Genomic DNA, 14,345 nt, shown 5'->3' on the forward strand with positions numbered 1-14,345 from the left:
GCGAGGGCCTCGTCATACGAGGCGGAGGTCGGCTTCTTCTGTTGGGCCGCGGTCCGTTCGGGATTGTCTGCAGACCCGACGGACCAGACGAACCCCTCTGTTCAGACGAGGCTGGAGAAGAACGTCCAGAACTTCGCGACGATGCTCAGGTAGATCAGCGTAAGTGCCGCGGCGGACAGGAGAACAGCGTGGGAGGCAAAGACCTGCACCGCGGGGGAGTTCTGGACAGCCGTTCCAAAGCCTCCCGTGAGTGCTAGGTGTCCGGCGGTGATGAACCACATCGGAATGACAACCGTCCACACGACGATGCACCACGGGCAGCCGATCCCGATGACGAAGATCGAGCTGACGAAGAGGAAGATGACGAGTGCGACACCGCCGGTGAGGCCGGTGAGCAGACCGACCATGACCCAGCGGGGGATATCGGTGCGGCTGATGAGCAGCACGCCCAGCAGGAGCGGGAAGATGAACGCGGCGATGCCGATGAGCTGATTGGGAAAGCCGAACAGCTGCGCCTGCCAGAAGTTCATCACGGAGCCGCAGGAGAAAAACGGGTTGAAGTCACAGGAAAGGACATGCCCGGGATTTTCGAGCTTTTTGATTTTCTCAATCGACAGGTCCAACGATGCGATCAGCCCGATGACGGCTGTCACCACGAGGAAGATTCCAAAGGGCCTCCCGCGGCTGAACCACGGGGACGGTACGGAGAGCTCTTCTGTCTGCACACTGGTTCCTGATGTCATAGAAACATCATCCACCGCATGAGCCGACCGGTCGAATCGAGGACGGCCCAGCAGGGTTCACGCGTCGGATTCAGCACTGTCCCGGGCGCACTGTGACATAATGATCTGCAGAGCTCCGGCAGAGCAACCGCGCCGGATGTGCTTCCACCTCTCCGAAGGACTTCGGCCAGGTTCAAGATGAAGCCCGGGCCACCGCGCTGAGCATTCGCGCGAGCCCACGACAGCTCACAGACTTTTGCGTTTCAGACACAGGACATGATCCCGGTCGCGGCTGTTGCACCGCTTGATCGGGACGGGAGTTTTCAATGAGTGACACAGTGGATCCCACAGAGGGAATCCTTTCCGATCTCGAACAGCTGCGTCAGCAGTCTCAGGGCCGCCAAGCCGATGCGGACGATGACGACAGTCGCCGCGCACAGCTTTTGGAATCAATAGCCGACAAAGCGGGACAGAAGCGCGGTGCGGAGAATCGTGCCGACAGTCAGCCGGAAGCGGCAGCAGCCCCGGGCAGTGTCCACGGGGACGTCGATGAAGACGAGGGCGACTCTGATCACGCGCAGGTGCACGGTGACGAGGACACCGCGCACAATGATGAAGACGCGGAGGACGGTGCTGGCGAAACCGCATTCGCTCGCGGACTGTTCTCCAACGCCGCCAAACCGGAGGTCGCCGGTCTGCCGGTGAGCGCCGATTCCGCGGAAGTGCAGGCCGCGCCGTCTTTCTCAGCGCAGACGTCTGACAATGGCGATGGCGCCGAGGCGGTGCCGGTCAGCGCTCCCTCAGGTGGGGCGCTGCTGTTCCAGCAGCCGAAGGCCGAACTGGGCGTCCAGGTGGATCCCGATTGGGAGCCTGAAGACTACGACGATTCGGAAGACGCACAGGACTCCGAGGGCTCTGACTCTGATGACAGTTCCCACGATGACAGTCATGACGGCGGACGCGAAGGCGGACGGCGCCGACGTCGGCGCGGTGGTCGCGGCCGTCGTTCGAAGTCGCGCGATGACAGCGATGACAACGACGATTCCCACGACGACTCCGCAGGTTCTGGTGGCTCCGGTTCTGAAGGCCGCGGCACTCGCCGCAGCCGAGACGACCGTAAACACAGTGACGACAGCGAACACGACGGGCGCGAATCGTCATCCGATGACAGCGATGATGACAATGATGGCGACAGCAGGCGCTCGCGGCGCCGCACGCGACGCCGCGAGCGCAGCAGCCGTCGCGCCTCGTCGCTGGAAAGCGAAGTGACCGGCATCCGCGGATCCTCTCGCGTAGAAGCCAAGCGCCAGCGCCGTCGGGAAGGTCGTGCCGCCGGACGCCGCCGCCCTGTCATCACGGAAGCCGAATTCCTCGCCCGCCGAGAATCGGTTGAGCGCGCGATGATCGTGCGCGAAAAAGACGGCCGAACCCAGCTGGTTGTGACTGAAGACGGCATTGCCGTTGAGCACTATCTTTCGGAGAAGCGGCAGCAGAGTTCGCTGATCGGCAATGTCTACCTCGGGCGCGTGCAGAACGTGCTGCCCAGCATGGAGGCTGCGTTCGTCGACATCGGGAAGGGCCGCAACGCCGTTCTGTACGCTGGCGAAGTCAACTGGGATGCCCTCGGCATGGACGGCAAACCCCGTCGCATTGAAGTCGCCCTCAACCCCGGCGACCCAGTGCTCGTCCAGGTGACAAAGGACCCTGTCGGGCACAAGGGTGCACGCTTAACAGCGCAGATCTCTCTGCCCGGGCGGTTCCTCGTGTACGTTCCCGGCAACCAGATGACCGGCATTTCGCGCAAACTTCCCGACAGCGAGCGCAGCCGTCTGAAGACGATCCTGAAAGAAGCCGTCCCCGACGGCTCTGGCGTCATTGTGCGCACAGCCGCCGAAGGCGCCTCGGAAGATGACCTGCGGCAGGACATTGAGCGCCTGCACAAGCGCTGGGAGACGATCGAGGGCAAATCGAGTTCGAACAAGGTGCGCGCCCCCGAACTCCTCTACAGCGAACCGGACATGATGGTGCGCATCATCCGCGATGTCTTCAACGAAGACTTCACCGAGCTCGTGATCGACGGCAACCGCATGTGGGACGTCATCACCGAATACGTCGAATCGGTCGCACCTGACCTGCGGGACCGTGTGTCGCGCTACGAGGGTGACGATGACATCTTCGAGCACTACCGCGTCTCCGAGCAGATCGACAAAGCGCTCAACCGCAAGGTCAATCTGCCCTCCGGCGGTTCTCTCGTGATTGACCGCACGGAAGCGATGACCGTCATCGACGTCAACACAGGAAAGTTCACCGGCTCCGGCGGATCCCTCGAAGAGACCGTCACCAAGAACAACCTCGAAGCGGCCGAAGAAGTCATCCGCCAGCTGCGCCTGCGCGACATCGGCGGCATCATCGTCGTCGACTTCATCGATATGGTTCTGGAGTCCAACCGCGACCTCGTGGTTCGCCGCCTCGTCGAGTGCTTGGGCCGCGACCGTACCAAGCACCAGGTTGCCGAAGTGACATCACTGGGGCTGGTGCAGATGACTCGCAAGCGCATCGGCACAGGCTTGGCTGAGGGGCTTGCCGCAGCCGGAGAAGACCTCTCCGGCCGTGGCCTCATGCTGCCCGGCACCGAACCGGACCACTCCGGACGTCAGTACAAGTCGCGCCGGAAGGGCCGGGACAACAAGGACACCGCGCACAGCTCCAACGGCAGCTCAGGTGGCAAACAGCAGTCAGAAGAAGACGAAAAGCGCAGCCGGGAATCCCAGAAGGCCATGGCTGCCATCGCCAAGGCGACCATCAGGGACCACGACGAATCCGAAGTCCCCGCAGAAGCAGACGAAACCGCAGTCGCGCACAGCGAAACGGCTGAGGCAGCGCATGACAACCCGGACAATGGGAACGCGGAATCCGCGAAGACACACGGCGACAGCGCTGAGGCAGCTGAGCCGGGTGAGCGCCGTACGCGGCGTCGTCGCGGCACCCGCGGAGGCGGCCGGCGCATCAAATCCGCAGAAGCGTCCGAAAGCGCTGAATTCGGTGCCGATGGGCAGACGGGTTCGGACAGCAGCTCCGGAAAAGACCGGGGCAGCGAAGCAAAGGCAGGCGCTGCGGCGGGCGGGCAGGCTGAGGACATCAGCATGCCGACACCGGAATCGGAGGGTCTGCTCATGATCGGAGGCGGCTCCCAGACGCGCATCCAAAAGGCCGTCCAGAAGCCCGAACCCAAAGTCGAGCCCGCTGCCAAGAAACCGACCCCGGCCGAGCCAGAGGCGCTGACAGAGCCGAAGCCGCCGATCCTCATCATCGGCCAGGACTGACCCGTGACGGGGATCCTGCAGTCGGATATGACCGGCGGGATGCGCCGACTGGCCGCCCTGCTCGGCATCGACGGCGAAAGCGATGTCGCGGGTCGGCCGCTGTCCGACGATCAGCTGGTCGCTGCTCTGCAGACTCTGGGCTTCACCGCTGAGGACAGCGGCGAACTGCAGATTCTCATAGATCGCGAATCCCGCCGGCAGTGGCTTTCCGCCCTGCCGGCGGCAGTGCTCGCGCAAGCCGGCCAGCCCGTGACAATACCAGTGCGCACATCGGATCCAGCATCAGCGCGGGTTTCGATCGTTGGCGCCTCGGACCTGCACGCAGCCGCGAGGCTGGCTCCGACGATTACCGGAACTCACACCGTGACGGTCGGCGGCGCCTCGGAGGTCAGGCACGAGTACATTGCGACCGCACCAGCGCAGGAACCGGGTATTGCCGAAGTCCGATGCGAAGCAGCCGGGACCGTCAGCCGAGCACCTCTCATTGTGAGTGAACCGGCTGTGCAGCCCAGCGCGCGCGGTTTCCGTCTCCACCTGGCCTCAGCCCGTATGAGCCGTTCGTGGGGCGTGGGCGATTTCGCTGATCTCAGGGACATCGCGGTACAGGCCGCCGAGGTCGGCGCCGAATCCATTGTGACTGCCCCGGTGACCGCCTCTTCTGGGCACAGCCCCTTTGACGTGGAGAGTCGATGCGCCCTTGATCCGCTGTACATCAGCATCACCGACACCCCGGAGTACGCAACCGCGCAGAGCGCGACCCGTCAGGCAGTGCGGGCGCTCGGCATCGATCTGCTGGAAAGCTCATCGCGCAACGAGCCGATGAACCCGCAGCTGGTGCGCGATCGCAAACTCCGGTCGCTCTTGGCGCTGTACGAAGTTCCCGTGCGAACCAGCAGACAGGCTGAATTCGCCCGCTTCTGCGCTCAAGCCGGTCCCGGCCTGCGCGGTTGGGCCGTCTATCGGGCGATGCTGATGGATGCCTCGGTACCCGCGTCATCAGGTTCGCGCGAAGTCCACATATTCAAGGAAGAGCGCGAAGACCTCATCGACTTCTGGCTGTGGGTGCAGTTCATAGCCCGCGAACAGTTCACTGCGGCCGTCTCAGCTCCGACACGGCTCGGTTATGGACTGCGCGTCGCGGTGCAGGTGCCGCAAGCCGGACACGTGGACGCCTGGGCTCTGCCCCAGACAGTCATCAGTCTGGACGAAGGCCAGCGCCCCTGGATGCGAGGAGTATTCGCCGATGCAGTCGCTGCGGGCTCGGCGATTGACGCCCTTGCTGACACCGTATTCCTGCTGGCCGGGGCTGATCTCTCAGCGGGGGATGACTGCGAGTGCGTTCCGGGTGGCGATGCCGACATCCCGATCACCGAACCGGCTGTGCCCGCAATAATGGGTGCGCTTGCCAACAGATACGGCGGGCGCCGCGTGCTCGACAGACCGCTGGGCGAGTTCGCTGCGATCATGGGCGACAGCAGACCGCGAAGTGAACTTCCCTGGCGAGTTCCCGTGTGTGAAAACGGCAGAAAGCCCATCACTTCGCGTTCGCTGGCTGAACATCTCAAACGGTGGGGCGCGCCCGCCGGTAGCATTGGCTCCCATGACGGAGATTCCTGACGAACTGCGGCAGCTGCGAGCCAGCATTGACAACCTCGATGCCGTGCTCATCCACATCATGGCCGAGCGCTTCAAACTCACTGAGAAAGTCGGCCATCTCAAAGCCGCCGCCGACCTTCCGCCGGCCGACCCCGAACGCGAACGCGGGCAGCTGGAGCGCTTGCGCGCACTTGCTGAGGCCAGCGGACTGGACCCAGAATTCGCAGAAGAGCTTCTCGCCTTCACCGTCGCCCACGTCATTCGCCGACACCAGCGGATTGCCGAGCAGGAAGCACACCACTGACTTTGACTTTTGGGTGCCGCGGAGATTATGATTGCAGGTCGGTGCAATCGCATCACGGCTGACTTTTCCTCCTAATGGGCTCCGTGCCAAGGGAAGGTTGCCGATACGTATGTGAGTGGAGCGCAAAGCCGCTTGCAGCAAAGCAGAAGGGGACTGTCTATGGTCTACGCCATTGTCCGCGTCGGTGGTCACCAGGAAAAGGTGTCTGTCGGCGATGTCATCACCGTCAACCGGATCAAAGCCGAAGCCGGAGACTCTGTCGATCTTGACGTCGTTCTCCACGTGGACGGCGACACCGTGACCCACGCCCCGGAAGACGTGGCCAAGCTCAAGGTCAGCGCTGAAGTCGTCGACGAGCTCCGCGGCCCCAAGATCGTCATCCAGAAGTACAAGAACAAGACCGGCTACAAGCGTCGTCAGGGCCACCGTCAGGAGCTCACGCGCCTGAAGATCACCGGTATCAAGTAAGCAGAACCCAGGAGTACTGAACTATGGCAACAAAGAAGGGTGCGAGCTCCACTCGCAACGGTCGTGATTCCAACGCCAAGCGCCTGGGTGTCAAGCGCTTCGGCGGTCAGCTGGTGAACAACGGCGAAATCCTCGTCCGCCAGCGCGGAACCAAGTTCCACCCCGGCGTCAACGTCGGACGCGGCGGCGACGACACACTGTTCGCGCTTGCTGCGGGAACGGTGGAATTCGGCCAGAAGCGCGGCCGCAAGACGGTCAGCGTCATTGCTGAATAACAGAGTTTAGAATTGTGGGGCGAGTCGCGACGCGGCTCGCCCCACAATCATTAGAAAGGGAAGGCCGTGGCTGTCGAGTTCGTCGATCGCGTGACTCTTTTCCTCGCCGCCGGAAACGGCGGTGACGGCTGCACCTCTGTGCGCCGCGAGAAATTCAAGCCGCTGGGCGGGCCTGACGGCGGCAACGGGGGAGACGGCGGGGACATCGTCTTCCAAGTCGACCCGCAGACCACGACACTTCTGAGCTACCACCGATCGCCGCACATCAAGGCGGACAACGGTGCCGCCGGTTCTGGGGATCTGCGGCACGGAGCAAAGGCCGGTGATCGCATCGTCCCGGTTCCCAATGGCACGGTTGTGAAGAACCGCGATGGCGAAATCCTGGCTGACCTCGTTGGTTCGGGTGCTCGCTTTGTCGCCGCCTCGGGCGGTCGCGGGGGTCTGGGCAATGCGGCTCTGGCTTCGACTAAGCGCAAAGCTCCCGGCTTTCACCTGCTGGGCACGCCCGGCGAAGAAGCCGACGTCGTCCTCGAACTCAAAACTGTCGCAGACATCGCGCTTGTCGGCTATCCCTCTGCCGGGAAGTCCAGTCTCATTGCTGCACTTTCTGCTGCGAAGCCCAAGATCGCCGACTACCCGTTCACCACGTTGGTGCCCAACCTGGGCGTGGTGCAGGCCGGCAGCACGCGCTTTACCGTTGCGGACGTGCCCGGGCTCATCCCCGGCGCGGCTCAGGGCAAGGGGCTCGGCTTGGACTTCCTGCGGCACATTGAACGATGCGCCGCTATCGTGCACGTCATCGACATGGCAACGTGGGAAGCGGAGCGCGATCCCGTCACCGACCTTAAGACAATCGAAGCCGAACTGGCCGCCTATGAAGTCGATGTCGACTCCAGCGGCGAGCTGCTGCCGCTGACTCAGCGGCCGACGCTGGTTGCACTGAACAAAACCGACATTCCCGACGGCAAAGACCTCGCTGACATTGTGCGCGCAGAGCTGAACGAAGCGGGCTACCGCACTTTCGACATTTCCGCTGTTTCCCACGAAGGGCTGAAAGAGCTGTCCTTTGCTATGGCCGAGATCGTGCTTGAAGAACGCGCCAGGCGAGCAGAGCTTGACGAAGAGCCCGCCCGGCAGATCATCCGACCCGCGGCGGTCGACCGCGCGGGGTCGTTCACCATCACGCCTGAAAACGGCCCCGAAGGGCCTGTCTACCGGGTCCGCGGCGATAAGCCCGAACGCTGGATTCTGCAGACTGACTTCACCAACGACGAAGCCATCGGCTACCTGGGCGACCGCCTGCAGCGGCTCGGGGTCGAAGACGAACTTGTCAAACAGGGCGCACACCCCGGCGACACGATTGTTATCGGCCCAGCCGAAAACGCCGTCGTGTTCGACTGGGACCCCACGCTGCTCGGCGGGGGAGAGCCCCTGGGCAAGCGCGGCAGCGATTCGCGCCTGGAAGAGAACCGCCGAGCTTCGCGTGCTGAGCGCAAAGCCGCGTTCCATGAGCGTATGGACGCGAAAGCCGCCGCACGTGCAGAACTGGAAGCAGAGCGGCTGGCGGAGAAAAGCCAGCGGGAGGCTGAATAGCCGGTGACTGATGCAGCCGCAGTGCGCGACTCCGTCCGTCGTGCCGAAACAATCGTCGTCAAGGTCGGTTCATCGTCGATTACTGATGAACGGGGACTCAATCGCGATCGGCTCGTCGAACTGACGGAGATCATCGGCAAGCTGCACGACGACGGCAAGAACGTCATTCTCGTAACCTCCGGGGCGGTCGCAACAGGACTTGGTCCCATGCCAATCGATCAGCGCCCTTCGGACCTCCCGACCCTGCAGGCAGCGGCCGCTGTCGGCCAGAGTCTGCTCATGACCGCCTATACGGAAGAGCTCGCAGCGCACGCAGTGGTGACGGCACAGGTTCTCCTGACAGTCGATGACATGGTGCGCCGCTCCACGTATCGCAATGCCCAGAACACCATCAACCGTCTTCTGGCGATGAACATTCTGCCGATTGTGAACGAAAACGACGCTGTGGCAACGGACGAACTTCGCTTCGGAGACAACGACAGGCTTGCCGCTCTCGTCGCGCAGATGGCTCACGCCGAAGCGCTCGTTCTGCTGTCCGATGTGCCGTCCCTGCTGTCGGCACCCCCGGAAGACCCGTCGGCGGTGCGGATACCGTTCGTCGCCGGTCCTGACGACCTCTCCTCGCTCACAATAGGTGGCAGCGGCAGTGCTGTCGGCACAGGAGGCATGGCGACAAAAGTCCAGGCGGCAGTGATCGCAGCAGATTCAGGCATCCCCAGCGTCCTCACGTCCTTCGACCTTGCCGTCTCCGCGGTTCGCGGTCAGGACGTCGGAACGTACTTTGGTCCCACCCATTCCAGACGGCAGACACGGCTGCTGTGGCTTGCACACCTTGCTGAGCCCGCCGGATCCATTCGCGTTGACGCTGGTGCAGCGAAAGCCCTCACCGAGGGCGGAAGCTCTCTGCTTGCCGCGGGTGTTGTGGATGTGTCCGGCCGCTTTGAAGCGGGGGAGCCAGTGGACATCGTCGACCCGCGCGGCACTCGACTGGCCCGCGGTCTTCCAAACTTCAGTGCGGACGAACTCCCTCAGATGTTCGGCCTGAGCAAAAGTGAACTCGGTCGCCGCTTCGGCGTATCGTTCCAAAGAGAAGTCGTTCACCGAAACGACATGATGTTGACAAAGAACGGGACAGTGTGACATGACGGAAACCCCTGAGATCGACCGCAAAACTGAGCGGGCAGTCACCCGCGTCGCCGCGGCCGCCAAGAATGCCTCGGCTGTTGTGTCGACCGCGTCTACAGCAGACAAGAACGCGGCCCTCGAAGCGATAGCCCGGATCTTGGAAGACAACATCGACGATATCGTCGCGGCAAGTGCGGAAGACATCGAAACGGGGAAGAAGCGCGGCTTGTCCGATTCGCTGCTTGACCGGCTTGAACTGAACGAGCAGCGGGTGCGCAGCATTGCCGCAGCTGTTCGGCACGTGATCGGTCTGTCGGACCCGGTCGGCAGCTTGATCAGCGGTCGAACTCTGCCGAACGGCATTGAGCTCATGCAGAAGCGCGTTCCCATGGGCGTGATCGGCGCGATCTACGAAGCTCGGCCCAATGTCACGGTCGACATTGCGGCTCTGGCAATCAAAGCGGGCAATGCGGTGGTCCTGCGCGGAGGTTCGGCCGCGATTTCTGCCAATACCCTCCTCGTGGAACTGCTGGGCAGAGCGGTGGCTTCGGCGGGGCTGCCGAAAGACACAGTCTCGAGTATTGACTCGTGGGGCCGTGACGGCGCCGCGGTGCTGATGAAAGCACGCGACTACGTCGACCTGCTCATTCCGCGGGGTGGTCCCGATCTCATCCAGCGGGTCGTGCACGACTCGATCGTGCCAGTCATCGAAACCGGCGCCGGGAACACTCACATGTTCATTGACTCGTCGGCGGGTGTGCGCATGGCCTCTGACCTGGTCCTCAACGCGAAAACCCACCGACCGAGCGTGTGCAATGCCCTGGAGACGCTGTTGGTGCACGAAAAGGCCGCCCGTCGTGTGCTTCCGAAGATCCTGTATCGCCTGAACGAGGCGGGGGTTGCCATCCACGGCGGCTCTGATGTCGCCGAATGCGCGCCAGAGGGCGTCCGGATCCGCCGCGTCACCCGGCGCGACTGGGCAAAGGAATATCACGACCTCGAGATCGCCGTGCGCATTGTGGCCGACGTCGACGAGGCGATCGAGCACATCCGGGCCTATTCAACCGGTCACACCGACGTCATCGTCACAAACACGATCGCCAATGCCGATGTCTTCGTTGACGCAATCGACTCCGCTGTCGTCGGAGTCAATGTGTCTACCAGATTCACTGACGGCGGTGAGTTCGGTTTGGGAGCAGAGGTCGGAATCTCTACGCAGAAGCTCCATGCCCGTGGGCCCATGGGCATTGCGGAGCTCACCACCTCTAAGTGGGTCATGCGCGGTTCGGGGCAGATTCGCAGCTGACCCCGACACGCCGAGCGGCACCGCGTGCCAACGGGTAAAGTGGTGCCCAAACAGACCCTGTACACCTACCTATAGGAGAAAAAGTGAACGAGATTCTCATTACCGCTGCAGAACACGCGCACGAAGGGGCCGAACTTCCCATGGAGCCCATCTGGTACGGAGTGACCGCTCTGAGCATCCTGTTGTTCACGGGCATCATCGCCCTCAGTTGGAAGGGCATCTCCTACCGCCACTGATGATGAACCACGAAGCGCGCAGGGTCGGGGTGATGGGCGGTACATTTGACCCCATCCACAACGGCCACCTGGTCGCCGCCAGCGAAGTGGCGGCACGGTTCGGGTTGGACGAAGTGATCTTCGTCCCCACTGGCCGCCCGTGGCAGAAGACCGGCCGAAACGTCAGCGATGCCGAGCACCGCTACCTCATGACCGTGATTGCCACGGCGTCCAACCCGCGCTTCACCGTTTCCCGTGTTGACGTTGATCGTCCAGGAAACACCTACACCATCGACACGCTGCGCGATCTCGCTGAGAAGCTCGGTGAAGGCACCGAGATGTTCTTCATTACGGGAGCCGATGCACTTGCACAGATCCTGTCATGGAAAGAAGTCGACGAGCTTTTCGAACTTGCCCATTTCGTCGGCGTCAGTCGGCCGGGCCACGAACTGTCGTCAGAGGGTCTGCCCAAGGACGGCGTGAGCCTCTTGCAGATTCCCGCTCTGGCAATCTCGTCAACTGACTGTCGCGACCGGGTTCGTGACGATTTCCCGGTGTGGTACCTCGTTCCCGATGGCGTCGTGCAGTACATTGCAAAACACAACCTCTACAGGAGCGAAATTGGCTGAGCAGTACCTAACCCGACGCGAACGGCGAGAAGCCGAACGTCGTGCCGCGGAAGCTGAAGCTGCTGCACAGCACTCTGCGGAAGTCCCAGATGACGACTATAGTAGCGATTATCAGGCTCCTGCCAAGCTGACCGTCAAACCGCAGGCGTCCGCTGCCTCAGAGACTCCCTACTCCGAACGTGAATCGAATTGGCGGGCGGGCGGCAGCACGCCCACCACCGGCACGGCGCCCGCACGCAGCGAGGCTCCGTCTCTTCCAGAGGCTCGCTTCGGCCAGCACGAAGATCAGCACTTCCAAACGCGCGCCGAGCGCCGCCAGTACATGATCGATCACGGGCTGAACCCCACACCGGTCTATGCAGATCAGGACGATGCTGATCAGGGCCTGCGGACTAACACCTCATCATTTGCAGAACCGGCGGCACAGCCGCAGCCGGGCGCATACTCTGACAAAGGTTCGGCTCCCGTGGTGAGGACGACCCCCGCGTCGGTCGCACCGTCTAGTCCAGCGGTCACTCGGGCCTACGCGCCGAGCTCCAGTGCAGAAGCTCACCGGCTTGGCGAAACAGCTCCGAAGATTTCCGGAGCTGTTGACAGGGCCAACGAAAGCCCGAAGGCCGACGACTGGGTGGCGCGCAGGCAGGCAGCGAGCAAGCCGCGCGAACGCCGCGCACCGGTAGTCAAGCCCACCAATCCGGGAATCACCGTCGTATCGGCCGCGTCGGCTCCGACTGCTGGCTCCGCGACCAAGGACATCGCGAATCTCGGCACCAGCACACTCGGCACCAGCACACGGGTCAACTACCAGCCGTCGACTGAAAAACAGCAGCCGAGCCCTGACTTCCGCAACGAGGCTTCGGGTCCTGCGACAATGCCGCTTGAATCGGTGAAGATCTCGCCGGAAGAAAGCCAAACTCTGCAGGCAGACGAAGGCGAAGAGGTCGACAACCCGCCGGTTGGACCCATGAAAGCCCGCGATGTCACATACGGAGACGGAGAAATCCTCGTCGGCGACCGCCCCTCTGTGCTTCCCTATATTGTCCTCGGGGTCGGCGGCCTTGTGGCCATCGTCCTGATCATCGTCGCCCTCATCATGCTCTTCTGAACAGAAAGGTCACAGTGCCCGCAACTGACACGGCAAAAGAGCTGGCCCGCACGGCAGCTCAAGCAGCATCCGACCGACTCGCAGCCGATATCACCGCAATCGACGTCGCAGACAATCTGGTGCTCACAGATGCCTTTGTCATCGCATCAGCATCGAACGAGCGGCAGGTCCACGCTGTCGTTGACAACATCGAAGAGCAGCTGTTGCGCAAGCACCAGGTCAAGCCGATTCGGCGCGAGGGCACGGGAGAGAATCGTTGGGTGCTTGTCGACTACGGTGACATCACTGTGCATGTCTTCCACGAAGACGACAGGGAATACTACGGTCTCGACAAACTGTGGGGCGACTGCGAAGCTATTGAACTCCCCGAATTCGAAGCCCAGCCTTCACAGTGATCCGCTGCGCGTGTGCGCACGCGGGCCCGGCCTTACAGGGCAGTGCCGTGTGCGACGCACCTTCGGCAGCCTCTGATGCTTTGAGATCGGCGGTTTCATGAAATTCCTGTTGGTGTGTGACTACGACCTGGATTATGTGGGCGGCGCGCAGACAGCCTTTGTTGCGCAGGCCAAAGCCCTGCACGACGCCGGGCACAGCGTGGCTGTTATGGCACCGCGTGCACGGCTGGTGGCAGATCTGCCCTCCGTTGAAGTCATAAACCCGCCGGGCACTGTTCGCGTTCCCGGCGCGGGACTGCCGGTCTTTCGCTTCGGCCGGGGGTTGGAGCGCTGGATGCGGCGCACACTGGCAGCAGCCGCACCGGACGCGGTTGTTGTGCATTCGGAATTCGGTCTTGCCGCGGCAGCGGTCACAACTGCCTCGGCGATGGGGATAGTCACCCTGCACACGGTGCACACCTTTTTTTGGCGTGCACCGAAAGCCGCTGGTCCGGCCGCACCTGCCCTGCGCGGTCTCTACAGACTCTTCACTCGGCAGAAGGCCCCACGTGCGAAACTTTCCGACCGTCCAGCTGATTCAGCGCTGCGGTCGATGACGCTGGCCATGGCTCGACGTGCTGATGTTGTGCTCTCGCCGTCAGGACATCAGGCTCAGAAGCTGCGTGCCGCGGGCGCGCAGAACGTTGTGGTCCTGTCAAATGCGTCCAAGCGAACAGCTCAACCGCAGCCGCTGCCTCGTTCAGTTCCGCTGCGTCTGGCATGGATTGGTCGCTTTGCCCCCGAAAAGCGGTTGGAAGTTGCGCTGGAAGCCATGCAGATTCTTTTGGATCGGCAGGTGCCGGTTCTGTTGGAAATCGCCGGTGGTGACCTGGCTCGGCACCCGGTAAACGTTCGGTGCATCGGCTCGATCCCTCAAGAACAGGTCGAGCAGCTTCTGCTGCGCAGTCACCTGGCTGTGCAGACTTCACTGGGCTTTGACAACCAGCCGATGGTCATGGTCGAAGCCTGTGCCGCATCTCGCGGAATTGTTGTGAGTGATCCTGTTCTTGCGGAGGAATTTGCAGACGCGGCGGTCCTCGCCTCTTCGACGGATGCCGCGGGACTGGCTGCCACTCTCGAAGCTCTGACCGCTGACTGGGCGGCAGTCACGGCCGCTTCGTGCGCGGCGGGGGAGCGGGCGGCAGAATCGGCCCCCACAGCCCATGCGCGGAAGCTCGCCGCGATCGTCACCGCCGAACGCAAGAGGCAGTCTCGCCTGGGCGCTTGAACACGGTCTCGAATGAAGGGGG

At 62.7% G+C, this 14,345-nt stretch carries 14 protein-coding genes; 13 read left to right on the plus strand and 1 reads right to left on the minus strand.

The window, feature by feature from the left end; all coding sequences use genetic code 11:
* Window positions 1-101 precede the first annotated feature (101 nt).
* Entirely contained in the window at window positions 102-743 is a 642-nt protein-coding gene (locus GC119_RS01015) for a vitamin K epoxide reductase family protein (RefSeq protein ID WP_070572947.1), read from the minus strand.
* A 305-nt stretch (window positions 744-1,048) separates the two neighbouring features.
* On the opposite strand from GC119_RS01015, the gene GC119_RS01020 reads away from it, so the two are divergent.
* The 13 genes from GC119_RS01020 to GC119_RS01075 all read left to right on the plus strand — a co-directional run bounded on the left by GC119_RS01020 (window position 1,049) and on the right by GC119_RS01075 (window position 14,323).
* A complete protein-coding gene (locus GC119_RS01020) occupies window positions 1,049-4,045 on the plus strand; it encodes an Rne/Rng family ribonuclease (RefSeq protein WP_070572945.1) in 2,997 nt (998 codons plus the stop codon).
* A 3-nt stretch (window positions 4,046-4,048) separates the two neighbouring features.
* Window positions 4,049-5,662: a 4-alpha-glucanotransferase gene (locus GC119_RS01025; RefSeq protein WP_151952242.1), complete on the plus strand. Its 1,614-nt coding sequence runs from the start codon at window positions 4,049-4,051 to the stop codon at window positions 5,660-5,662.
* Window positions 5,646-5,945, plus strand: coding sequence for a chorismate mutase (locus GC119_RS01030; protein WP_070572942.1), 300 nt, complete (start codon window positions 5,646-5,648; stop codon window positions 5,943-5,945). The genes GC119_RS01025 and GC119_RS01030 overlap by 17 nt, the downstream gene beginning before the upstream one ends.
* Window positions 5,946-6,104: 159 nt before the next feature.
* A complete protein-coding gene (gene rplU, locus GC119_RS01035; protein ID WP_019175393.1) occupies window positions 6,105-6,413 on the plus strand; it encodes a 50S ribosomal protein L21 in 309 nt (102 codons plus the stop codon).
* A gap of 23 nt (window positions 6,414-6,436) precedes the next feature.
* Window positions 6,437-6,688 carry a 50S ribosomal protein L27 gene (gene rpmA, locus GC119_RS01040; protein WP_019175392.1) on the plus strand — a complete coding sequence of 84 codons (252 nt, stop codon included), beginning with the start codon at window positions 6,437-6,439 and terminating at the stop codon, window positions 6,686-6,688.
* A 66-nt stretch (window positions 6,689-6,754) separates the two neighbouring features.
* On the plus strand, window positions 6,755-8,281 hold the full coding sequence (obgE, locus tag GC119_RS01045; protein ID WP_070572940.1) for a GTPase ObgE: 1,527 nt from the start codon (window positions 6,755-6,757) through the stop codon (window positions 8,279-8,281).
* A gap of 3 nt (window positions 8,282-8,284) precedes the next feature.
* Window positions 8,285-9,421 carry a glutamate 5-kinase gene (gene proB / locus GC119_RS01050; RefSeq protein WP_070572938.1) on the plus strand — a complete coding sequence of 379 codons (1,137 nt, stop codon included), beginning with the start codon at window positions 8,285-8,287 and terminating at the stop codon, window positions 9,419-9,421.
* A 1-nt stretch (window position 9,422) separates the two neighbouring features.
* On the plus strand, window positions 9,423-10,712 hold the full coding sequence (locus tag GC119_RS01055; RefSeq protein WP_151952243.1) for a glutamate-5-semialdehyde dehydrogenase: 1,290 nt from the start codon (window positions 9,423-9,425) through the stop codon (window positions 10,710-10,712).
* Window positions 10,713-10,795: 83 nt separating this feature from the next.
* Entirely contained in the window at window positions 10,796-10,948 is a 153-nt protein-coding gene (locus GC119_RS10890) for a hypothetical protein (protein WP_176745864.1), read from the plus strand.
* On the plus strand, window positions 10,948-11,556 hold the full coding sequence (gene nadD, locus GC119_RS01060) for a nicotinate-nucleotide adenylyltransferase (RefSeq protein ID WP_370919374.1): 609 nt from the start codon (window positions 10,948-10,950) through the stop codon (window positions 11,554-11,556). The genes GC119_RS10890 and nadD overlap by 1 nt, the downstream gene beginning before the upstream one ends.
* Entirely contained in the window at window positions 11,549-12,661 is a 1,113-nt protein-coding gene (locus tag GC119_RS01065; protein WP_070572934.1) for a hypothetical protein, read from the plus strand. The genes nadD and GC119_RS01065 overlap by 8 nt, the downstream gene beginning before the upstream one ends.
* Before the next feature lie 14 nt (window positions 12,662-12,675).
* Complete coding sequence (rsfS, locus tag GC119_RS01070) at window positions 12,676-13,056, plus strand: ribosome silencing factor (RefSeq protein WP_070572933.1); 381 nt, start codon at window positions 12,676-12,678, stop codon at window positions 13,054-13,056.
* 97 nt (window positions 13,057-13,153) lie between these two features.
* On the plus strand, window positions 13,154-14,323 hold the full coding sequence (locus tag GC119_RS01075) for a glycosyltransferase family 4 protein (RefSeq protein WP_070572931.1): 1,170 nt from the start codon (window positions 13,154-13,156) through the stop codon (window positions 14,321-14,323).
* The last annotated feature ends 22 nt before the right edge of the window (window positions 14,324-14,345 follow it).

Origin of the sequence: Brevibacterium sp. Marseille-P9724, assembly GCF_902500275.1 — a bacterium.
Taxonomy (GTDB): Bacteria; Actinomycetota; Actinomycetes; order Actinomycetales; family Brevibacteriaceae; genus Brevibacterium.

Excerpts from the sequence above, each read along its gene's own strand:
- rpmA (WP_019175392.1), top strand. The coding sequence starts at position 6,437 with ATGGCAACAAAGAAGGGTGCGAGCTCCACTCGCAACGGTCGTGATTCC.
- GC119_RS01075 (WP_070572931.1), top strand. The coding sequence starts at position 13,154 with ATGAAATTCCTGTTGGTGTGTGACTACGACCTGGATTATGTGGGCGGC.
- GC119_RS01055 (WP_151952243.1), top strand. The coding sequence starts at position 9,423 with ATGACGGAAACCCCTGAGATCGACCGCAAAACTGAGCGGGCAGTCACC.
- nadD (WP_370919374.1), top strand. The coding sequence starts at position 10,948 with ATGATGAACCACGAAGCGCGCAGGGTCGGGGTGATGGGCGGTACATTT.
- GC119_RS01015 (WP_070572947.1), bottom strand. The coding sequence starts at position 743 with ATGACATCAGGAACCAGTGTGCAGACAGAAGAGCTCTCCGTACCGTCC.
- rplU (WP_019175393.1), top strand. The coding sequence starts at position 6,105 with ATGGTCTACGCCATTGTCCGCGTCGGTGGTCACCAGGAAAAGGTGTCT.
- GC119_RS01020 (WP_070572945.1), top strand. The coding sequence starts at position 1,049 with ATGAGTGACACAGTGGATCCCACAGAGGGAATCCTTTCCGATCTCGAA.
- GC119_RS01030 (WP_070572942.1), top strand. The coding sequence starts at position 5,646 with ATGACGGAGATTCCTGACGAACTGCGGCAGCTGCGAGCCAGCATTGAC.